General features: G+C 61.5%; 18 protein-coding genes and 1 tRNA gene. 2 read left to right on the top strand and 17 right to left on the bottom strand.

The genetic code is table 11. The features are described from left to right. Nucleotides 1–3: 3 nt before the first annotated feature. The 8 genes from frr to ACNAOV_RS03600 form a co-directional block, all read right to left on the bottom strand. Nucleotides 4–558: a ribosome recycling factor gene (frr, locus tag ACNAOV_RS03635; protein ID WP_416518145.1), complete on the bottom strand. Its 555-nt coding sequence runs from the start codon at nucleotides 556–558 to the stop codon at nucleotides 4–6. Nucleotides 559–671: 113 nt separating this feature from the next. Beyond that, nucleotides 672–1427: a UMP kinase gene (gene pyrH, locus ACNAOV_RS03630; RefSeq protein ID WP_416517994.1), complete on the bottom strand. Its 756-nt coding sequence runs from the start codon at nucleotides 1425–1427 to the stop codon at nucleotides 672–674. A 204-nt stretch (nucleotides 1428–1631) separates the two neighbouring features. Continuing rightward, nucleotides 1632–2483, bottom strand: coding sequence for a translation elongation factor Ts (gene tsf / locus ACNAOV_RS03625; RefSeq protein WP_029678902.1), 852 nt, complete (start codon nucleotides 2481–2483; stop codon nucleotides 1632–1634). A gap of 27 nt (nucleotides 2484–2510) precedes the next feature. Continuing rightward, nucleotides 2511–3380, bottom strand: coding sequence for a 30S ribosomal protein S2 (gene rpsB / locus ACNAOV_RS03620; RefSeq protein ID WP_416517993.1), 870 nt, complete (start codon nucleotides 3378–3380; stop codon nucleotides 2511–2513). A 225-nt stretch (nucleotides 3381–3605) separates the two neighbouring features. After that, nucleotides 3606–4088 (bottom strand): peptide deformylase, encoded by a 483-nt coding sequence (locus ACNAOV_RS03615; RefSeq protein ID WP_015021747.1) that lies wholly within the window; start codon nucleotides 4086–4088, stop codon nucleotides 3606–3608. 3 nt (nucleotides 4089–4091) lie between these two features. Further along, on the bottom strand, nucleotides 4092–6074 hold the full coding sequence (locus ACNAOV_RS03610; protein WP_416517992.1) for an AMP-dependent synthetase/ligase: 1983 nt from the start codon (nucleotides 6072–6074) through the stop codon (nucleotides 4092–4094). Between the two features lie 38 nt (nucleotides 6075–6112). Continuing rightward, the gene (locus ACNAOV_RS03605; RefSeq protein ID WP_416517991.1) at nucleotides 6113–6667 is read right to left on the bottom strand and encodes a hypothetical protein; all 555 of its coding nucleotides are present in this window, start codon (nucleotides 6665–6667) and stop codon (nucleotides 6113–6115) included. 199 nt (nucleotides 6668–6866) lie between these two features. Further along, nucleotides 6867–7991, bottom strand: coding sequence for a GuaB3 family IMP dehydrogenase-related protein (locus ACNAOV_RS03600; protein WP_416517990.1), 1125 nt, complete (start codon nucleotides 7989–7991; stop codon nucleotides 6867–6869). Between the two features lie 163 nt (nucleotides 7992–8154). Here ACNAOV_RS03600 and ACNAOV_RS03595 point away from each other — a divergent pair, with 163 nt between their 5' ends. Both ACNAOV_RS03595 and ACNAOV_RS03590 read left to right on the top strand, forming a co-directional pair. Next, complete coding sequence (locus tag ACNAOV_RS03595; protein WP_416517989.1) at nucleotides 8155–9405, top strand: NADP-dependent isocitrate dehydrogenase; 1251 nt, start codon at nucleotides 8155–8157, stop codon at nucleotides 9403–9405. Between the two features lie 194 nt (nucleotides 9406–9599). Then, nucleotides 9600–11213, top strand: coding sequence for a hypothetical protein (locus tag ACNAOV_RS03590; RefSeq protein ID WP_416517988.1), 1614 nt, complete (start codon nucleotides 9600–9602; stop codon nucleotides 11211–11213). Here ACNAOV_RS03590 and ACNAOV_RS03585 read toward each other — a convergent pair. From ACNAOV_RS03585 to holA, 9 genes are all read right to left on the bottom strand, one after another. Then, nucleotides 11183–13009, bottom strand: a complete 1827-nt coding sequence (locus ACNAOV_RS03585) for an AMP-dependent synthetase/ligase (RefSeq protein WP_416518144.1) — start codon at nucleotides 13007–13009, stop codon at nucleotides 11183–11185. The two genes, ACNAOV_RS03590 and ACNAOV_RS03585, sit on opposite strands and share 31 nt — an antisense overlap. Before the next feature lie 119 nt (nucleotides 13010–13128). Further along, on the bottom strand, nucleotides 13129–13794 hold the full coding sequence (locus tag ACNAOV_RS03580; protein WP_416517987.1) for a M23 family metallopeptidase: 666 nt from the start codon (nucleotides 13792–13794) through the stop codon (nucleotides 13129–13131). 194 nt (nucleotides 13795–13988) lie between these two features. After that, the gene (locus ACNAOV_RS03575) at nucleotides 13989–15479 is read right to left on the bottom strand and encodes an alpha-N-arabinofuranosidase (RefSeq protein ID WP_416518143.1); all 1491 of its coding nucleotides are present in this window, start codon (nucleotides 15477–15479) and stop codon (nucleotides 13989–13991) included. Nucleotides 15480–15911: 432 nt separating this feature from the next. Then, nucleotides 15912–15984: transfer RNA gene (locus ACNAOV_RS03570), tRNA-Asn, on the bottom strand. A 78-nt stretch (nucleotides 15985–16062) separates the two neighbouring features. Next, a complete protein-coding gene (gene tsaD, locus ACNAOV_RS03565) occupies nucleotides 16063–17106 on the bottom strand; it encodes a tRNA (adenosine(37)-N6)-threonylcarbamoyltransferase complex transferase subunit TsaD (protein WP_416517986.1) in 1044 nt (347 codons plus the stop codon). Continuing rightward, nucleotides 17099–17611, bottom strand: coding sequence for a ribosomal protein S18-alanine N-acetyltransferase (gene rimI / locus ACNAOV_RS03560; protein WP_416517985.1), 513 nt, complete (start codon nucleotides 17609–17611; stop codon nucleotides 17099–17101). Before rimI ends, tsaD begins: the two co-directional genes overlap by 8 nt. Beyond that, nucleotides 17608–18396, bottom strand: a complete 789-nt coding sequence (gene tsaB, locus ACNAOV_RS03555; RefSeq protein ID WP_416517984.1) for a tRNA (adenosine(37)-N6)-threonylcarbamoyltransferase complex dimerization subunit type 1 TsaB — start codon at nucleotides 18394–18396, stop codon at nucleotides 17608–17610. The genes rimI and tsaB overlap by 4 nt, the downstream gene beginning before the upstream one ends. After that, nucleotides 18393–18995 (bottom strand): tRNA (adenosine(37)-N6)-threonylcarbamoyltransferase complex ATPase subunit type 1 TsaE, encoded by a 603-nt coding sequence (gene tsaE / locus ACNAOV_RS03550; protein WP_416517983.1) that lies wholly within the window; start codon nucleotides 18993–18995, stop codon nucleotides 18393–18395. The genes tsaB and tsaE overlap by 4 nt, the downstream gene beginning before the upstream one ends. Beyond that, on the bottom strand, nucleotides 18992–19969 hold the full coding sequence (holA, locus tag ACNAOV_RS03545; protein ID WP_416517982.1) for a DNA polymerase III subunit delta: 978 nt from the start codon (nucleotides 19967–19969) through the stop codon (nucleotides 18992–18994). Before holA ends, tsaE begins: the two co-directional genes overlap by 4 nt. Nucleotides 19970–19992 lie beyond the last annotated feature (23 nt).

Genomic DNA, 19992 nt, shown 5'->3' with positions numbered 1-19992 from the left:
GGATCAGACCTCGAGGATCTCCTTCTCCTTGGCATCCAGGAGCTGATCGATCAAATCGTTCTTCTGTTTGGTGACGGTCTCCAGCTCCTTCTGCAGCCGGTTGCCCTCGTCCTCGCCAAGGTCACCATCCTTGACCTTGGCCTCCAGCTCCTCCTTGACCTTGCGCCGGATGTTGCGGACGGCCACCTTGCCCTCCTCGGCCTTGTTCTTGGCCAGCTTGACGTAGTCCCGACGGCGCTCCTCGGTCAGTTCGGGCATGGTGACCCTGATGACGTTGCCGTCACGGCTGGGGTTGACACCCAGATCCGAGTCGCGGATGGCCTTCTCGACCGCGCCTGCCTGGGATGGATCGAAGGGGGTGACGGCCAGGGTGCGAGGCTCCGGGACGCCGATGGATGCCAGCGATTTGATGGGCGTGGGAGTGCCGTAGTACTCCACCATGATGTCGTTGAGGAAGGAGGGGTTGGCACGCCCGGTCCTGATCCCCGAGAAGTTCTCCTTGGTCGCCTCGATGCTCTTGTCCATCTGCCTTCCGGCCTGGTCCACCACTGTGGTCATGATCTGCTCCTTGTTGTATGGACCATCCGCCTGTGCGCGCAAGGTCCGTCATTCTTATACTCTACGGCCATGGGGCCACGGGGCCAAGCGGCGCGAGGCGTGCCCGCAACCGGTCACAGGGTACGATCAGGACCGCCGTGGACCAGGGTGCCCAGACGTTGGCCCTCGAGCGCTCCGGTCACATTGCCTTCTCCTTCAAGTCCGAAGACACGGATGGGCATGTCGTTGTCCCGGGCCATGGACAGTGCCGCCGCGTCCATGACGGCCAGGTTGTCCACCAGGGCCCGCTGGTAGCTCAAATTGGTGAACATGCGCGCAGAAGCCTGCTTGTGTGGATCAGCCGTGTATACGCCGTCCACCCCGTTCTTGCCCATGACGACCTCGACGCAGTGGATCTCCAGGGCCCGCTGGATGGAGACGGTGTCTGTGGAGAAGTAAGGCATACCGGATCCGGCGCCGAAAATAACCACACGCCCTTTCTCCAGGTGACGGATGGCCTTAAGCGGGATATAGGGTTCTGCCACCTGGCCCATGGTGATGGCCGTCTGTACCCTGGTGGCCTGTCCAGCCTGCTCCAGGAAGTCCTGTAGGGCCAGGCAGTTCATGACCGTGCCCAGCATGCCCATGTAGTCGCCGCGCGAGCGTTCGATTCCGGCCTGGCTGAGCTCGGCTCCACGGAAGAAGTTACCACCGCCCACCACGATGGCCACCTGAACGCCGCTCTGCACCGCCTGGACGATCTCCCTGGCCACCCGCTTGACCACCTGCACGTCGATGCCGACCTCGCCTCCCCCGAAGGCCTCTCCGGAGAGCTTGAGCAGCACACGACGAGGCGATGCTGGGTTTTGTGCTGAATCGGATCCGGTCATAAAAGCCCTTTCTCCAGACAATGACAGGCGGAATACGCCGCTAACTAGGGTATCGAGGCTGGACGACAACCCCTCCTTGAGGAGGCCCAGGACAAAAGAAGGGGAGCGACCATAAAAGCCACTCCCCTACCGTCAATGCCGGTCGTCCGCCCGTCCCTCAGACAGGATCAGGCAAGACGTCGTCAAACATTGCTGGACTACTTACTACTCCTCGTCGCCCTTACCGACCTCGAGACGGGCGAAGGCCAGAGCCTTGCCGCCAGCCTGCTTGAAGAGGTCGCCAATGGTCTTGGAGGTGTCCTTGACGTACTGCTGCTCCAGCAGGACGGTCTCCTTGAAGAAGGCGTTCAGACGCCCCTCGACGATCTTGGGAATGATCTTCTCGGGCTTGCCTTCGGCCTGGGACTTCTCGGTGGCCACGCGACGCTCGGACTCCACCACGTCGGCAGGCACATCCTCGCGGCTGAGCCACTTGGGGCTCATGGCGGAGATCTGCAGGGCCACCTCATGGGCGACCTGGGCGCCGGCCTCATCAGTGGCGATCATGGCCACGATGGAGGGGGGCATCTCCACGGACTTGCGGTGGGCGTAGATCTCCACACGGGGACCTTCGACCCGGGCCACCTGGCCGACCTTGACGTGCTCATGGAAGAGCGCGCCGGCCTCCTCAACGGTCTCCTTGACGGTGCCGGACTTGGATGGAGCGGCATCGACCTGCTCGGCGTTGGAGGCATCGGCCTTGGCCACGTCGTCGATGACCTCCTGGCCGAACTCGATGAACTGAGGGGTCTTGGCCACGAAGTCGGTCTCGGAGTTGAGCTCGACGGCGTAGCCGATCTGGCCCTGTCCGCCCTCGACGACGGTGGAGGCAATCAGGCCCTCCTGGGCCTTGCGGCCCTCGCGGGCGCCTGCGGCCTGGATGCCGGTGGCGCGGATGATCTCCTTGGCGCGGGCCATGTCGCCCTCGGCCTCGGTCAGGGCCTTCTTGACGTCCATCATGCCGGCGCCGGTCTGATCACGCAGCTCCTTGATCAGTGCAGCGGTGATTTTTGCCATGAAACTCTCCTATCTAGACGCCAGATTTCAGGCGGCCTGATCGGCAGCGGGGGTCTCCTGCTGCGGTTGCGCAGGCTGCTCGGCCTGGGGAGCCTGAGCGGTCTCCTGGGCCTGCTCCTGTGGCTGTCCGTCCTTGTTCTCCAGCAGGTTCTTCTCCCACTCGGCCATGGGCTGGTCGGAGGCCTCCTCGGTCTTGGCGGCCTTGCCGGAGCGCTCCAGCAGACCGTCGGCCACGGCATCGGCCATCAGTCTGGTCAGCAGCTCGACGCCGCGGATGGCATCGTCGTTGGCGGGAATGGGGTAGGTGACGAGCTCAGGATCCGTGTTGGTGTCCACCAGGGCCACGACCGGGATGCCAAGCTTGTTGGCCTCGGAGACCGCCAGGGCCTCCTTGTTGATATCGACCACGAAAAGGGCCGAAGGGGTGCGGCTCATGTTGCGGATGCCGCCCAGCTGACGCTCCAGCTTGTCCTTCTCGCGCCGCAGGAGCAGAAGCTCCTTCTTGGTCAGCCCCGAGCCGTGCACGTCGTCGAAGTCCATCTCCTCCAGTTCCTTCAAGCGGCCGACCCGCTTGGTCACAGTCTGGAAGTTGGTCAGCATGCCGCCCAGCCAGCGCTCGGAGACGTAGGGCATGTTCACCCGGGTGGCCTGGGCCTTGATGGCCTCCTGGGCCTGCTTCTTGGTCCCCACGAAGAGCACGGTGCCGTTGTGGGCCACGGTCTGCTTGATGAAGTCATAGGCCTGGTCGATCAGACCGAGCGACTTGAAGAGGTTGATGATGTGGATGCCGTTGCGCTCCATCAGGATGTACTGCTTCATCTTGGGGTTCCAACGACGGGTCTGGTGTCCGAAGTGGACGCCGGCCTTCAGCATTTCGCTCATGGTGATCTGTGCCATGTCCGTACCTTTCATTGTCGGTTATTGCCTGGCCATGTGCACCTGCGTGCAACTCCGAGGAGCCGACCGACACAGGACGTCGCGGACATGGCGCGAATTTGCGGCGTGTGTTCGGGAATACTCTGGACGCGCCTGCCCACCCGTGACAGCGGACCTGCGCAATGACACGCCAAATAACAATCATACCCGAGGCCAATGACCTCGGGTATCGCTTTCGCTCTCTGCCTACCTGGCTGATCTCAGCTGCTGCATGGCCTTGCGACGGACATCGCTCTCCAGCCGATCCACGTAGACATGGCCGTCCAGGTGATCGCACTCGTGCTGGATCATCCGCCCCATGATGCCATGGCCTTCAAGGGTCACCGTCTTGCCGTCCAGATCGATGCCGTGGGCCCGGGCGTAATCGGCCCGCCGGGTCGGATACCAGAGGTTGGGCAGGGACAGGCATCCCTCTTCGCCATACTGCTCGCCGGAGGTCTTGTCGATGACCGGATTGATGATGTAGCCCACCTTGCCGCCGATGTTATACGAGAAGACGCGCAGGCCCACGCCGATCTGGTTGGCCGACAGGCCTGCCCTGCCCGGGTCGTCGACAGTGTCCACCAGGTCACGCACCAGACTGCGCACAGCCGGGGTGATACTGGTCACAGGATCGCAGGGGGTGCGCAAAACCGGATCGGGAACCACTCTGATTGTACGAATCGCCACTGCCTACTCCTCGTCATCCCGGCCGTCGCGGCCGTCCTTCTCGTCCTCTGGGGCTGCTTCCCCCTCCGGACGGCCATCACGCTTGCGTCCGGTCATGCTGGCCAGGGAATCGCTCATGGTGGTCCGTGCCCTGCTGACAATGTCATTCTCCTTGGAGGCGGGCTTGGCTGGCGTCCTGGGCGCATAGAGGACCTTGTCCACAAGTTCGGCGTACTGGCGGAGCACCTCGGGGCGCACCACCTTCAGGCTTGGGGTCAGGGTGCCGTCCTCCTGGCTGAAGTCCTGGTCCAGCACCAGGAACTTGCGCACCGACTCGGCCCGAGAGACGTTGCAGTTGGCCTTGTCCACATACTGCTGGATGAAGGCATGGATGGCATCGTTATGGCTGGCCTGCTCCATGCTCATGTCAGCGTCCAGACCCTGGGAGGTCAGCCAGGACTTCAGCATGCCCGCATCCAGGGTGACCAGGGCGCCCACGAAGGGCCTGCCGTCGCCCACGACCACGGCCTGGGAGACAATCGGGCAGGTGCTGATGACATCCTCCAAAGGCGCCGGGCTGACATTCTTGCCGCCGGCGGTGATGATGACGTCCTTCTTGCGGCCGGTGATGAAGACGAAGCCCTGGTCGTCGATCTGGGCCAGATCACCGGTGTGCAGCCAGCCGTCCTTATCGAGAACAGTGGAATCCAGCTCGGGCTGGTGGTAGTAGCCCATGAAGACACTGGGTCCCTTGACCAGAAGCTCGTCGTCGTCGCTCAGCCTGACCGTGATGCCCGAACCTGGGCGGCCGACCGACCCCACCTCGTTGGCATCCTCGAAGTTGACGATGCAGGGTGCCGCCGTCTCGGTCATCCCGTAGCCCTGGATGAAGGTGATCCCGTCGATCCCGTTGAAGAAGTGGGCCAGGTCGGCGTTCATGGGCGCGCCGCCACAGGCCAGGTAGCTCAGGTTGGAGCCCAGGGCGGACTCGATCGTGTTGCCGACGGTCTTGGTATAGAAAGCGTGGGCCAGGCGCGTCAGCGGCGAGTGGCCGCGCCCCTCCTGCTCGTCCTTGGACCACTTGATGAAGTGCCTGGTGGCCTTGGCGAAGACCTTGCCGGCCAGGCCTGTGCCGGCCTTCTGCGAGGCGGCGTTGTAGACCTTCTCGAAGACACGGGGCACACCCAGCAGATAGGTGGGCCGGAAGGTGCGCAGGTCGGTCAGCAGGTGCTTGGCGTTGGAGACGTACCCGACCACGCCCTGGGCGCCGATGGCCACGTACTGGATGTAACGGGCGAAGCAGTGTGCCAGGGGCAGGAAGAGCATCAGACGCGAGGGCGCTGCCAGCATATGGTAGAGCACATCCCAGCCCACGAAGACGATGTGGACGAAGTTCCGGTTGGAGAGCATGGCGCCCTTGGGCTCACCGGTTGAGCCCGAGGTGTAGACGATGGTGGCCAGATCGTCGGCCTTGACCTGGGCGATGGCCCGGTCAAGGCGTTCGTCGTCGATCCCCTGGCCGAATTCGCTGACTGCATTCAGGCCACCGGCTTCGAAGTTGAAGACATACTTGAGTTTTGGCGAGGACCCACGAACCTGCTCCAGAATCTGTGCATGCTCCGAGTCGCCGGCGAAGGCCAGGACGCAGTCCACGTCCTGGACGATCTTCTGGGCCTGGCTGGGCGAGTCGGTCTCGTAGATTGGCACCGAAACCGCTCCGATGGCGGCGCAGGCGAAGTCCGTGACCCCCCAGTCATAGCTGGTTGAGGCGTAGATGACCACGGTGCTGCCCTTTTCCACGCCCAGGGCCATCATGCCCTTGGCCACGGCGCGAACCCGTGCGGACATCTGCCCGGCCTTGACGTCATGCCAGTTTCTGGTCATGGGATCCTGCCACTGGGCAACCAGCTCCTCAGGATCGCGGGCAGTGCGTTTTGCCAGGAGTGAATAGATGGTGTCCTTGTCCGTCGTCGGGTGTTGAAGCTCGACCGTATATTCACGCAACATACCCACCATCATATGGGCGACCCCGCCAAAGCCACCGTCTAGCCCATGTCGAAGCGCACACAGACCCAGCGCGAACCGCTTCTTGCAACGATCAGATTGGTCAGCACCGTGCGCTCGCCGACCAGGAATCCGATGGTGGTTTCGTACCGGTCGCGGTCAACGCGGTAGAGTTCGACCAGTTTAGGAATCAGTGGCAGGTAGGCCAGGCCGACATGATCTGACGTGCGAACCATACCCAGATGCCGATCACGCATCAGCTGTGCCAGCATAGCCAGCCGTTCCATGCAGACACGGTTGAGCATACGGTCCAGGCTCTTCATCGGCAGGCGGCCCCGCAGTACATCGAAGACCCTGCATGCCAGCGCACACAGGTTGACGAGAATTCGCTTCAGATCCCCTGTCAGACCCTCAGGCCCAGCAGCATCCGCCGGCCGGATGAAGTTGACGGTTCGCACTGTCAGGTTGATGTCCCCGAGCCCCAACGGCACCTGGGCACAGGTAGACGGCCACCAGCCGCCGAACTCCTGTCCCGGCGAATCCTCAATTGCCTGATCCCCATCCCAGGTCGGCGCCAGATCCATATACTCCGTCATACTTCTCCCCTCGCACTTCGATGTGCTTGTTCCCCCTCTCATGCCGGCGAGGTGCACTGGGCGACCGACGCAACGACAGCGATTACGTCCAGAGTAAGAATGCGCTCAGGCAATGTAAAGGCCGGTTCAGGAATGTGGTCAACCTGAACCGGCCTTGATACGGATTGTGGATAAATAGGCTTTGAATGCCCTGTCCTGCTCAGCAGCGGGGAGCAGGAGTCACTGCCACACGGCACTTCTGGAAGTTCTTGACATCCACGTATCCGGTGGAGGCCATGGCCCGGCGCAGTGCCCCGATCAGGTTCAGGCTGCCATCGGTGCGATCGCTGGGCCCGAAGAGTATGCGCTCCAGGCTCCCCACCTGGCCGACCTGGACCCTGCGACCCCTAGGCAGCTCAGGATGATGGGCCTCGGCCCCCCAGTGCATGCCCTGACCAGGAGCCTCCGTGGCCTTGGCCAGGGGCGTGCCCAGCATGACCGCATCGGCCCCCATGGCCAAGGCCTTGACAAAGGACCCCGAGGTGCCGGTCTCCCCGTCGGCGATGACCTGAACGTAGCGTCCACCGGACTCGTCCAGGTAGTCGCGACGCGCCTCGGCCACATCCGAGATGGCAGTGGCCATAGGTGCCTGAATTCCGATTGTGGCGGAGTCAGTTGAGGATGCTCCCCCGCCGAACCCGACCAGCACCCCGGCGGCACCCGTGCGCATCAGATGCAGGGCAGCCTGGTAAGTCGCGGCACCGCCGACGATGACCGGAACGTCCAGGTCGTAGATGAACTTCTTCAAATCCAAGGGTTCATGACTGGTGGAGACATGCTCAGCCGAGACCGCCGTTCCACGGATTACGAAGAGATCCACGCCCGCGTCGACCACTGTGGTGTAGAACTCCTGGGTACGCTGAGGCGACAGGGCCCCGGCCACTGTGACTCCGGCCTTGCGAATCTCCTGCAGACGGCGGGTGATCAACTCCGCCTTGACCGGCTCCCGGTAGGCCTCCTGAATGACCCCGGTCGCCTGTTCCGGCGAGGCGTGGGCTATCCGGTCCAGCTGCGGTTGCGGATCCTCGTATCGGGTCCACAGCCCCTCCAGGTCAAGCACGCCCAATCCGCCTAACCGACCCAGGGCGATGGCCGTCTCGGGGCTGGTCACCGAGTCCATGGGCGCTGCCAAGAGGGGCAGGTCGAACTCGTAGGCATCCACCTGCCAGGCCGTGGAAACATCCTGTGGGTCCCTGGTCCTTCTTGACGGGAGTATGGAGACATCATCGAGCGTGTAGGCCACCGTGGCCTTCTTGCCGAGACCTATTTCGATTTCCTGTGTCATATCTGCCAGCCTAGCGCCTCATGATGACGCTCCGGCTTGCTACGAACGGGTTACGAGCAGGGGAATGGAGAGTAACAAACTTGGGATAGAACTGTTCGCGAGCGCAACTGCGGCACCGGGAGCAGGATCCGGCCCCCGACCCGCCCACTGTTAGGAGACCGCCATGGAGAAGATCGCCGTGAAGGGACGCATTGTCGAGCTCGACGGTGACGAGATGACCCGGGTCATCTGGAAAATGATCAAGGAACGGCTGATTCTGCCCTATCTGGATGTGGACCTGGACTATTACGACCTGGGCATCCGCAACAGGGACGCCACCGACGACAAGGTCACCGTGCAGGCGGCCCAGGCCATCCAGCGCGAGCATGTGGGCGTCAAGTGCGCCACCATTACCCCTGACGAGGCCCGGGTGAAGGAATTCGGACTCAAGCGCATGTGGAAGTCGCCCAACGGCACCATCCGCAACATTCTTGGCGGAACCATCTTCCGCGAGCCCATCGTCATCGACAACATCCCCCGGCTGGTCCCCGGCTGGTCCAAACCCATCGTGGTGGCCCGCCATGCCTTCGGCGACCAGTACCAGGCCACTGATTTCACCGTGCCTGGGCCGGGGAAGCTGAGTGTCACCTTCACCCCCGAGGACGGGAACGATCCGGTGACCAGAGAGGTGACCGTCTACCCAGGTCCGGGCGTGGCCCAGGTGCAGTTCAACCTTGACGACTCCATCCGCGACTTTGCGCGCTCCTGCTTCAACTATGCCCTGCAGAGGCACTACCCGGTCTACCTGAGCACCAAGAACACCATCCTCAAGGCCTACGACGGCCGGTTCAAGGACATTTTCGCCCAGGTCTACGAGCAGGAGTACCGGAGTCGGTTCGAACAAGAGGGACTGACCTACCAGCATCGGCTGATCGACGACATGGTGGCCTCCTCGCTCAAATGGCAGGGCGGCTATGTCTGGGCCTGCAAGAACTATGACGGCGATGTTCAATCCGATGCAATAGCCCAAGGGTTCGGGTCCCTTGGCCTCATGACCTCCATGCTGATGACGGCCGACGGGCAGACCGTAGAGGCCGAAGCCGCCCATGGGACCGTGACCAGGCATTACCGGCGCTGGCTCAAGGGAGAGACCACCTCCACCAACCCGATCGCCTCCATTTTTGCCTGGACCGGCGGACTCAAGCAACGGGCACGGCTGGATGACACGCCCAAGGTAGCCCAGTTCGCGCAAACCCTGGAGTCCGTAGTCATCGAGACCGTCCGCTCCGGCCGCATGACCAAGGATCTGGCCAGCCTTGTCGGTCCTGATCAGCCCTGGCTGGACACCGAAGGGTTCATGGATGCCCTGGACCATGCCCTCGCCGAGCGTATGGCTTCAGCTGCGACAGGGGCCACGGGACCCAAGGCGGATTAACATATCAGACGGGGCATCATCTCCTGGCCATTGCAGGAGGTTAATCTGCTCTGTTCGGTTCTGTCTGTCTGCCCCTTAGGCGCGAACCTTGTGCGCAAAAGCAAGGAGACTCCATACGCTCCTGCCCGAGAACCCATAGAATGGTTGCTCGGGACCCGGCCAGAGTCGGGCTCTGTCGGAACGAAGGAGCGAATGTGAAGAAGACCGGCTTTGCACGGCATTTGTCCGGCTTGCTGGCCCTGCTGGCATGCCTGGTCATGGTGGCATCGACTGGTGCTTGCGGTCCGGCAATGGGCAGAGGGAAACAATCCCCGAGCGCTCAGCAGAGCCCGGCGACCTCAACGGCAGCTGCCGAAGCACCAGGTCGGGTGGCCATTTTCACTCCCTCTGACGGTATCACCCTCTCCCAGCACACGCCCATCAACAAGTGGGCCGCCCTGGTTCCAGAGCTCAGGACGGCACTGACCAAGGAAAATCTTTCCGGAAAGCGCATCGATACCTATACCAGCGGGAATCTGGAGGACCAAAGCAAGGAACTGCAGGATTACGTGGTCAGCCGTCTTTCGGAGCGCAGGGCCGGGAAGGCCTCGGAGCCGACCACACTGGTGGTGGCACCCATGACCTCGCCAGACTCCATTACCCGCCAGTACGGCGACTACATCAGCAAGTCACTGGTTGCCGATGCCAAGGACAAGGCGCGCGTACGTCTGGTCTCATCTCTGCGTCTGGCCGCGGGCTCGGGTATGCATGTGGTGCTGCTGGCCAATCAGGTTCCGGGCATTCAGCCGGACTTGTTTGTACAGCTGTCCGATGCTCGGGCCATCGGTCAGATGCAGGCGGACAAGCTGGCCAGCAAGCTGGAACTGGACAAGGTCAGCAGGAACAACCCCTGCCGCATCGAGATTCTGCTGCCGAACCGCACAGCCGAGACATCCTCCTCTGATGCACCCTCTGCTGACGAGGATGCTGAATCCGGCCAGGCTGAGCAGGACCAGCAAGAGGAGCAGGATGGGCAGAGTTCTTTCCCCGCCCAGGCCTTCGCTGGAATCTGGCAGGTGCTGGGTCCTTACTTCAAGGACGGGCGGGTTGTCAGTCCATCGGGACGTTTGAATGCAGATAGCACCGAGAAGGACTGGACGGCGGTCGCCTTCGATCCGGGCAAGGATGCTTCGGCTACAGGCAAAGAGCTGGCGACCCGCCTGGCCATGAACAATGGCGCCAAGACCCACACCGAAGTGGATGGCATTCTGGCCATGAACGACTTCATCGTTTCCGGAGTGGTTTCTGAGCTCGGGGATCTGGGATACCGGGGTTCGTCAGCGGACGTCAACCCGGAGATCTCCATATCCGGTATCGTGGGATCCATGGCCGGCCGCCAGGATCTGCATCGACAGCGCGTGCCCAAACCCGCCCAAAGCCCTACACCCCAGAATTCGACGGGGTCACAAGAGGATTCTTCGCAGACTACGGGCAAAACCCAGGAATCAACGCCCTCGGACGACCACACTGCCTGGCCCATCATCAGCGGATACGGCGCCTACGTTGACAACATTCCTCAAATAGTGGACGGACAGCAGTGGATGACCGGACTGGAGGACAGGCTGGGGCTTGCGGCTGATATTGCCAAGGTCTGCGTCGGCCTCAACAGCCAGGGCAAGGCGCCAGCGATGGAGACGATCCAGACCGTCAACCAGGACGGCAAACAGGTGCGTCGCCTGTCAAGACCCTTGGTCGCGGTTTCGGCCTCCAACCTCAAGGCGGCGCTGATCGATACAGGCTACATCAAGCCAGCCGACGCAGGTCTTTGAGCATAAATCTCCTGCTCAATCCTGTCCTCATACCGCTTGAGAACCTCCTGACGGCGGGGCTTGTATGATGCGGTCAGCAATCCGTTTTCACGAGTAAAGTCCTGGTCCAGAATCAGATAGCGACGGATGCCCTCGGCCCGGGATACCTGAGCGTTGGCCGCGTCCACGGCACGATCGACCTCGGTGCGGATAATGGGGTTTTCCCCGGCCGCAGCGGCATCTTTCAAGGGCTCAGCACCCTGGTCCCGCAGCCAGCGGTCGACCTCATCGGGATTGAGGGTTATCAGGGCCGAGATGAATGGTCTGCGGTCCCCGATGACCATGCAGTGGCTGATGATGGGCGAGCGTTCAACAGCCGTCTCCAACAGCGCCGGCGAGATGTTCTTGCCTCCTGCAGTGATGATGATCTCCTTGCGCCGGCCAGTCAGCCGAACGAACCCGTCCTCGTCCAGACTGCCCAGATCGCCGGTCAGCAGCCAGCCGTCGCGAATCTGCCTGGTGGTGATTTCGGGATGGTTGTGGTAGCCCATGCAGACATCCGGGCCCTTGACACAGAGCTGGCCCTCCTGGTCGATGCCCACAGTGATGCCGGGCATGGGCAGACCGATGGTGCCCAGCCGATAGCCTTCGGTTGGGTTGACTGTCACAGGACCCATGGTCTCGGTCATACCGTAGCCCTCCAGCAGGGGCAGGCCTATGCCATTGAAGAAGTCCGCAATGTCCCTGTCCAGGGGGGCGCCGCCCGAAATGGCATACTTGACCCGGCCGCCCAGGGCCTCCAAGATGGGATCATAGACGGTTCCCGTGTACATGAGGTGCTTGGTCTTCAGCGACATGGGGACGCGGGTGCCGTTCTGTTGATGGCGGGACCACTGCCTGGCCACTCCTGCGGCATCCAGGAAAATTCTGCCCCGGGTGCCTGTGCCTGCTCGCTGGGAGGCGGCGTTGTAGATCTTCTCGAAGATTCGGGGCACAGCCAGGATGAAAGTGGGTTTGAAGGTCTGCATGTCCTGCAGCAGATTGCGGATGGATCCGGTAAGCCCCAAGGTGAGGTCCGTAGCGATGGCGAAGAACTGCAGGCAGCGGGCGAAGGCGTGGGCCAGGGGCAGGCAGAGCAGAAGCCGTCTGCCCTCACCCAAGCATATGTCAGGGACTGCCTGAGCGCCTGACCGCACGGTGAAGACGATGTTGCCGTGGCTGAGTTCAATGCCCTTGGGCTTGCCCGTGGAACCTGAAGTGTAGACGATAGTGGCCAGGTCGGAGCCTTGCACCGAGTCGGCCCGGGCTTGGAAGTCTGCCTGGTCCACAGCCCGTCCGTAGGCGGTCATGGTGGTCAGCGCCCCCCTGGTGATCACATACAGGTCGTTCAGATAGGCGCACTGGGAACGAACCGCGTCCACCCGGGCCCTCATGTCGTCATCCTCCAGAAAGGCCATGCCCACATGGGAGTCGTTGAAGATGCGCCGGATCTGATCGGGCGAGTCCGTCTCGTAGACCGGCACTGTCACCGCTCCAATGGACAGGATGGCCATGTCCAGGGCAGTCCACTCCCATCGGGTGTGCGACACGATGGCTACCGAGTCCCCCCGGCCTATCCCCCGGGCCATAAGCCCCTTGGCCAGTCCGACTACACGATCCCGGAACTCACGGGCCGTGATGGTGTTCCACTCACGTCCGCTCCGGTATTCGATTACGGGATCGTCGCCCAGGCGCTCCACCCTGTCTTCAAGCAGAGAGAAGACGCTGACATCAGCATCTATCGGCTTCTCAAGCGGACGCGTGAATTCTTGCTGCATGTTCTGCATGACCACTCCCTGCTGAAACGGCTTTATGCATAACGATTCTAACCGCTCTGCCGGGCTGGCGATATACCCGGTCTGCAAACGCGCGAGTCCTGCAAGCAAACCTCACATTCCTACAGGGGCTTGAGACGAATGCGATGCCATCCGACCCTAGCGCCAGGATCCAGATAATGGCCTTGATCGTCTTTCAGGCCCCAGTGCAGGCACTCCTGGGCGCAGTGGTCGGAGGCTCCCTGCACCCTTCCCCAGACTGCACCGGCCTGCAGTCGGGTTCCTGTCGGCAGAGAGCTCTGTGCAGGCTCATAGGTGGAGATCAGGTTGCCGTGACGTATGGAGACCACGTCCTTACCTGCCACGGAACCCGCAAAGGCTATGACCCCGTCTGCCGGAGCACGGATGTCACTGCCTTGCTCCGCCGCCAAATCTATCCCGCGATGACCGCGCAGCCATGGACGATCCGGGGGATCGAAGGGACGCATAACCAGCGGGGCGGCCTTGTCACCAGGCAGAGGTTCAAGGGGCCACAGCCAGCCCCGGCGGCAGGCTACAGTCGACGAGGCAACTCGACCCCTCTGCGCCGGAGCTGCAGCCGAAGGCAGGGTCGGCGCAGGCTGAGCCGTGACGGTTGCCGTCGGCCCCGCAGCCGACAGGACCAGTGCCAGCATCAACACCAGCAGGGTCCTGGGAAACCATGGGGGCCGACAGCCGGAAGGCATGATGGGCATCCGGCCGGTAACCCGCCTGATGCCCTTGTTCTTATGGTCACGCGCACAGGCCATAGTCGCACCTTCATTCCGTCATCGTGGATGCCCGATTGGGCGCCCACCATCATGATGGATTGGATGCCGCAGCCACGTGAACCGGAAGGAGGCATGTGGTCGAATATGTAGTCGTCCACATCAACACAGACCGCAAGAGAACCATAATCGAGCATCCTCGAAAGGTTCCCGGCCTAGATGCTTTTAGCGGCCTTTTAAGCCAGATGAATGACCGTCCAGGAGATGGGAGGCAGTTGAAGGTTCAAGGCGTCCTCATCCATCCTGAAGTCCTTCCGGGCATGCATGACGACTCGCTCCTGGTCTTCAAGCGTGTTGTGTGCAGAGGGGTCCTCCTCGTGCAGGGTGCTGACTGTGGCATGCCGATTTCGATCCTGTTCAGGCAGGGCGATGCTGAAATCAACAGAACGGTCAAGACTGCGGTTGACGGCGAAAACGCTGAGGGAGCCATCGGCACCTCTGACGGCCACTGAATCAGTCATGGGCACCTGGCCATAGCGGGATGTCTCATAGGTGTCGCCGCTCTGCAGACTCTTGAGCACGCTGCCACCTCGTGCATAACGGGCGGTCAGGGCGAAGGGGTAGAAAATGGTCTGCCTCCAGGCCGGGCCGCCGGGCTTGGTCATGATGGGGGCGATGACATTGACCAGCTGGGCCAGGCTGGCCGCATGAACGACGTCGGCATGCCTAAGCAGGGTGATCAGCAGGTCGCCCACCACCACAGCATCTGCCGCCGAATAGACATCCTCCAAGAGCGGCGCGCCTATAGGCCAATTGCCGATACCTTCGGGCGATCTGCTGGCCTCAGCATCCTGGTACCAGACATTCCACTCGTCGAAGGAGATGAAAACCTGATGATCACTGCCCAGCCGGGCACGCGAGGCTGCGATGATGGCCGCCACGTCGGTGATGAAACTGTCCATGTCCACGCCGGAAGCCAGGAAGCTGGCCATGTCCCCATCCTTGGGCGCGTAATAGGCATGGCATGAGAGAAAGTTCACATTTTCGAAGCAGCGCTCCAGCACGGTACGCTCCCAGAGGCCGAAGGTGGGCATGGTGTGCGAGGAGGAGCCGCATACAACCAGTTCCAAGTCCGGGTCGATCATGCGCATTGCCACAGCTGTCCGGTTGGCCAGATCTGCGTATTCCTCTGCACTCTTGTGGCCGATCTGCCAGTCGCCGTCCATCTCGTTGCCTAGGCACCACATCCTGATGTTGAAGGGGCGATCATGGCCGTTGGCACGACGCCGTTCCGAAAGCTCGGTGCCCGATGGCACATTGCAGTACTCAAGCAGATCCAGGGCCTCCTGCATGCCCCTGGTGCCTAGGTTGACGGCCTCCATAAGCTCATTGCCGCCCAGCTTGTCCAGCCAGTCGCTCATCTCGTGCAGGCCGAACTCGTTGCTTTCGCCGGAGTGCCAGGCCAGGTCGAGACGACGAGGACGGCTTTCGCGCGGTCCCACGCCATCCTCCCAGCGATAGCCCGAGACGAAGTTACCGCCCGGGTATCGGATGGTGGTCACGCCCAGTTCCTTGACCAGATCCATGACGTCCCTGCGAAAACCCTGCTCATCCGCTTTTGGATGGCCCGGCTCATAGATGCCCGAGTAGATTCCCCTGCCTAGGTGCTCCACAAAGGAGCCGAAGAGGCGATCGTCAATGGGCGTAGACTCCTGCTCCTCGTCCATCCTGAACTGTGCCCTGCCGCTGTGAGTTTGCTGCCCTTGCGTCACCGTCTGACTCCTTCGTTCTGACTTTATCGTCCACGTTTTTCGTCCATGTTGGAACTATGGAACATCTGAATAGTACAACGTTGTGAATTCGACGAGCCATCCGTCTGTGGTCCCATGTAATCACAAAAACGCCTGTCCTCGTGCCGAACGAAATGCTACATAATCATTCATCTCACACTAGGGATGAGAATACTCACAACATGCCGAGGCATCAGGCCTCGGGTCAGGAGACCTCACATTAATTCAGTCGGCTGAGGATTCCGATACTTATATTTTCAACAACCAGGAGTATTTGAGAGAAGGGAAAGGGCTATTTACATGACAGATTTTACAATATAAAGACCTCTGACAGATAAAGAAAACCGCCGGATCACCGGCGGTTGAGAGCTCCCGCAGCTGGGCTTGAACCAGCGACATTTCGATTAACAGTCGAACGCTCTGCCAACTGAGCTATGCGGGAATGTCCCGTTCAACTCTCGCTGAACACAATTACCATACTATAGTCCGGACTTTCATATCCGACAACTTGGCGTGTCGATTACATGAGGATCCTGTCCATGGGCATGGCCGAGTCAATGGAGAAGTCAGGAGCAGAGGGAGACAGGCCAGCCTGGACCAGATTGACGCCCAGCATGGCCACCATGGCACCATTGTCCGTGCACAGGTTGATCTTCGGAATACGGACCTTGACGCCCTCCTGGTCGCCGAACTCCTGAAGCTTGACGCGCAGCTGCGAGTTTGCAGAGAAACCACCTCCGACAATCAGGGTATCCGTGTCGAACCTATGACAGGCGGCCATGGCCTTGCGGGAGAGGACGGTGGCCACGGAATCCGCCAGGGAGGCGCAAATATCATCCACAGGAATGTCAAGCCCGGCCTGCTGTCTGCGTTCGACCCATCGAGCCACGGCGGTCTTGACTCCGGAGAAGCTGAAGTCATAGGGATGCTCGGCCCCGGCCCGGCCCTTGGTCAGCCCTTGGGGCACAGCGATGGCGTGAGGGTCGCCCAGACGGGCGTGGCGATCGATGTGGGGGCCGCCGGGATAGGGGAAGCCGAGCAGGCGTGCAATCTTGTCGAAACACTCCCCCGCCGCGTCGTCCAGGGTGGTACCCACCACCTGAACCGATCGCGCCAGGTCATCAACCTGCAGCAGCGAGGTGTGGCCGCCGGAAACGATCAGGGCCAGGGCATTCTGAGGGAAGGGACCGAATTGGAGCTGGGTGACCGCTATGTGGCCGATGACATGGTTGATGCCATACAGAGGCTTTTTCGCCGCCCAGGCCAGCGCCTTGGCACCGGAAACACCTACGGCCAGGCATCCGGCCAGTCCTGGTCCGGCCGAGACCGCTATGGCATCGACCTGTGACAGGTCCATGTCCGCATCTTTCAGGGCCTTTGAGACGACCGGCACAAAGGACTCAGCGTGTGCCCGCGAGGCGATCTCGGGTATGACACCGCCATAGCGGGCGTGCTCGTTCATGGAGGATGCCACCACGTTGGACAGCAGCCGGTTGCCCTGAACCAGGGCGGCCGCAGTCTCATCGCAGGTGGATTCGATGCCAAGCACCAGAGGCTCACTCATGGTCAATGATCCTTTCCTGTCCTTCTGAAAGCCTGTTGCCGACAGAGCCCACCGGACCCGGCCCGACCGAGCTTAAAGGTCTGGTCATAGCCCAGGCATCCACGCCTTCAGGCTGATAGTAGCCCTTGGATAGACCCGTCTTCGAGAAGCCAAAATCCTTGTAGAGATTGATGGCCGCGGGATTATCTACGCGCACCTTCAGGTTCATGCGCTGCAGACCCTCGCGATCTGCTCCTGCGATCAGCCTGGACAGCAGGGATCCCGCAATGCCTCGATTCCTGGCTTCCGGCAGCACCCCTATAGTCATCAGCTCGGCATCCCTTTCACCCGACCAATAACCTCCGTAGCCCAGGATGGCACCCCGGCCATCCCACACCAGGTAGGTGCGCGAGGGCGCAGACAACTCAAACCGCAGCTCATGCCGGCTCCAGGCCTGGTCGCCGAAAACGCACGCCTCCAGATCGACAAGCTGGTCCAGGTCCCCCAAAGCCGCCCTGCGAATCATGACTGGACTGCCACGTGCTTAAGCGGATTGGGTACGGAGACATCCGGCCTGCGAAGGTAAAGCGGCTCCACCGAATCAATCAGCCCCTGTTGGGCACGTCGGCATGCACAAGCAGCCATCAGACCCGTTCCTTGTGCCCTATCCTCCAGGAAGGACCCTTCGTCCAGCACAACCCGTATATCAGAATCCTTATCCAAATGTTCCCACTGGTCAGCGTAGCGACCGGCTCCGTGGCCGCTGATGACCAGAGTGACAGGACCCTGGTGCACAGACTCACGCTCTTCTACAACGGCCGTGATTCTCTCACAGATAGCGGCTGGATAGTCGATGCTCATTTCGGTCAGCGGCCGGGCCGGGGCTTCCACGTCTCCAAAGTCGTCAAAGAGCCGATAGTAGAGCTGCCGACGCCGAGCATCATTGACTGCCAGGACCAGGAGCCGGGAATGGTCTTGGTCCTGCTGGTTGAACCGGCTGTAAGCATAGCGGGCCTGCGGCTCCAGGACGTCCTGTCCCAGCAGGCGAGCACCCGTGGCAAATGCCAGAGCTTTGGCAGTGACGATGCCTGCCCGCAGACCAGTGAAGGGTGCAGGACCCAGTCCCACCACGATGGTCCTCAAATCGTCTGCAGACAGCCCAGACTGGTCCATGACCTTGGCGATATTGACCTGGAGGCGTTCCACATGCGAGCGCGAGTCAGTCTCGATGCAAGGCTCACTCCCGGGCAGCCCCACAGTCGAGCCATATGAGGTATCGATCACCAAAAGGGGCGTATCGCTCCCGCTCATGCCGTCATCGCCTTTCTCAGCTGCTCCAGTCTGGTGGCCCATGAAGGACCCACTCCACGCAGACGTACCATACGCTGACCCTGGGAGCTGGGTGGCGCGTCAGGATCTTCCCGGGCATCCACGGGTCGGTCGATGATCACCTCCAGACGTTGATCGGCCAGCGCCGAGGCCATCTGCTCACCCCATTCCATCAGGATGATCGTGCTTTGGCCCGGATCCTCCAGCTCTTCGTCCAGACCAAGGGACTCCAGCTCATCCAGGAGCCGATCCACGGCATCCTCGCCTGGCAGATAGTCCTGTCCGCCCAGCCGGTATGCATCAACGTGAATCAGGGTGACCGGCGAGCCGTCGGATAGATGGCCATGCAACTCTCTTGCGATGGTGAACGTGGGCGAGACTACAGGGCCGTCCACTCCAAGTCCGTTGCCCAGTCCCTGGGCCAGCGTGGTCTTGCCCGCCCCCAGAGGCCCGGACAGGAGGACCACATCCCCGCCTTGCAGACACGAGGCCAGGTTTCTGCCCAGACGCTGCATGTCCTCACCTGTAGGAACGGCCAGCTCGAATCCATCCTGATGTCCGGCGCTGTCCTGCAGGCTCATGCCAATGTCCTTCCCTTGGCGGCAATCAACTCCACTGCCCGCTCCAGAGCATAGCGGGCGTCGCCGCTGCTGGTCTTGCTTATCTCATCAGCCTGGGCCAAGGCCTCAATGCAGGCCGCCAGACCGGAGGAGGTCCATCCATGCAGCTGTCGTTTTGCCTCCCGCAACTGCCAGTAGGCGGCTTTGGCCTCGGCTGTCGTGATGGACCCTGACTCGATGGCCGCCTCCTTGCCCAGCGTCCGCAACTTCAGAGCCAGTACTCCGATAAGTGATACCGGTTCGTTACCCTGTTCCAAAGCTGAACGCAGGGCGACGACGGCTTGGGCCGGTCGGCCAGCAAGGGCCCTGTCCGCCACGGCGAACCCCGATACAGCCGGGTTATCGGTCAAATAGCGATTGACGATCTCCAAGGTCATAGGATCCTGGTCAAAATCGAAACAGAGCTGAGAGCACATGGCAGCCAGTTCAGGAGTACGCTCGCCCAGGACATCCACCAGACGCTGAGCCGCCCGTGGCTGAATTCGGCGCTGATGAGCCTTGAATTGTCCATAGACGAAGTCGACCTTGTCATCGAACTTCTTCAGATCCGGCATACGCTCTATGACTGCTCCGGCCCGTTCCATCTGGTCCAAAAGCCTGCGGCCCCTGTTGCCCCCGTCATGGTGTGCGATGACGATGCTGGATTCGGAACCTGCCGGCTCGCGGCAGAAATCCACCAAGGCCTGAGTCAAGGCCTCGTCGGCCGCCTGCAGATCATCCAGAAGGATCACGGCCGTCTGACTGAGCAGGGAAGGTCCGACCGCCTCCTGAAAGGCGTAAGCGTCGCAGTCTGCCGCGTCCATCTCTATGTATTCACTGTCCGGATGGGCGGCACATGCCTGTGCGCACAGCTCCTTGACACGCTGCCCGTTGAGGAAGGGATCGCCGCCGACCACCAGATGGACGGAAGGGTTCTCCTGCTGAGCTTTGGTCATGACTCAAATCTCCCTTCATCACT

This window comes from Bifidobacterium asteroides (assembly GCF_048001765.1).
Classification (GTDB): domain Bacteria; phylum Actinomycetota; class Actinomycetes; order Actinomycetales; family Bifidobacteriaceae; genus Bombiscardovia; species Bombiscardovia asteroides_K.
The sequence above is the reverse complement of the archived record's forward strand: the minus strand, read 5'-3'. Positions and strand labels throughout refer to the sequence as shown.

What these genes read in the sequence shown, in the direction of transcription:
- holA (WP_416517982.1), bottom strand. Translation starts at nt 19,969, where the DNA reads ATGACCAAAGCTCAGCAGGAGAACCCTTCCGTCCATCTGGTGGTCGGC.
- rimI (WP_416517985.1), bottom strand. Translation starts at nt 17,611, where the DNA reads ATGATTCGCAGGGCGGCTTTGGGGGACCTGGACCAGCTTGTCGATCTG.
- frr (WP_416518145.1), bottom strand. Translation starts at nt 558, where the DNA reads ATGACCACAGTGGTGGACCAGGCCGGAAGGCAGATGGACAAGAGCATC.
- tsaE (WP_416517983.1), bottom strand. Translation starts at nt 18,995, where the DNA reads ATGAGCCTGCAGGACAGCGCCGGACATCAGGATGGATTCGAGCTGGCC.
- ACNAOV_RS03605 (WP_416517991.1), bottom strand. Translation starts at nt 6,667, where the DNA reads ATGACGGAGTATATGGATCTGGCGCCGACCTGGGATGGGGATCAGGCA.
- tsaB (WP_416517984.1), bottom strand. Translation starts at nt 18,396, where the DNA reads ATGAGCGGGAGCGATACGCCCCTTTTGGTGATCGATACCTCATATGGC.
- tsaD (WP_416517986.1), bottom strand. Translation starts at nt 17,106, where the DNA reads ATGAGTGAGCCTCTGGTGCTTGGCATCGAATCCACCTGCGATGAGACT.
- ACNAOV_RS03595 (WP_416517989.1), top strand. Translation starts at nt 8,155, where the DNA reads ATGGAGAAGATCGCCGTGAAGGGACGCATTGTCGAGCTCGACGGTGAC.
- ACNAOV_RS03610 (WP_416517992.1), bottom strand. Translation starts at nt 6,074, where the DNA reads ATGTTGCGTGAATATACGGTCGAGCTTCAACACCCGACGACGGACAAG.
- ACNAOV_RS03585 (WP_416518144.1), bottom strand. Translation starts at nt 13,009, where the DNA reads ATGCAGCAAGAATTCACGCGTCCGCTTGAGAAGCCGATAGATGCTGAT.
- ACNAOV_RS03575 (WP_416518143.1), bottom strand. Translation starts at nt 15,479, where the DNA reads ATGGACGAGGAGCAGGAGTCTACGCCCATTGACGATCGCCTCTTCGGC.
- tsf (WP_029678902.1), bottom strand. Translation starts at nt 2,483, where the DNA reads ATGGCAAAAATCACCGCTGCACTGATCAAGGAGCTGCGTGATCAGACC.
- pyrH (WP_416517994.1), bottom strand. Translation starts at nt 1,427, where the DNA reads ATGACCGGATCCGATTCAGCACAAAACCCAGCATCGCCTCGTCGTGTG.
- ACNAOV_RS03580 (WP_416517987.1), bottom strand. Translation starts at nt 13,794, where the DNA reads ATGGCCTGTGCGCGTGACCATAAGAACAAGGGCATCAGGCGGGTTACC.
- rpsB (WP_416517993.1), bottom strand. Translation starts at nt 3,380, where the DNA reads ATGGCACAGATCACCATGAGCGAAATGCTGAAGGCCGGCGTCCACTTC.
- ACNAOV_RS03600 (WP_416517990.1), bottom strand. Translation starts at nt 7,991, where the DNA reads ATGACACAGGAAATCGAAATAGGTCTCGGCAAGAAGGCCACGGTGGCC.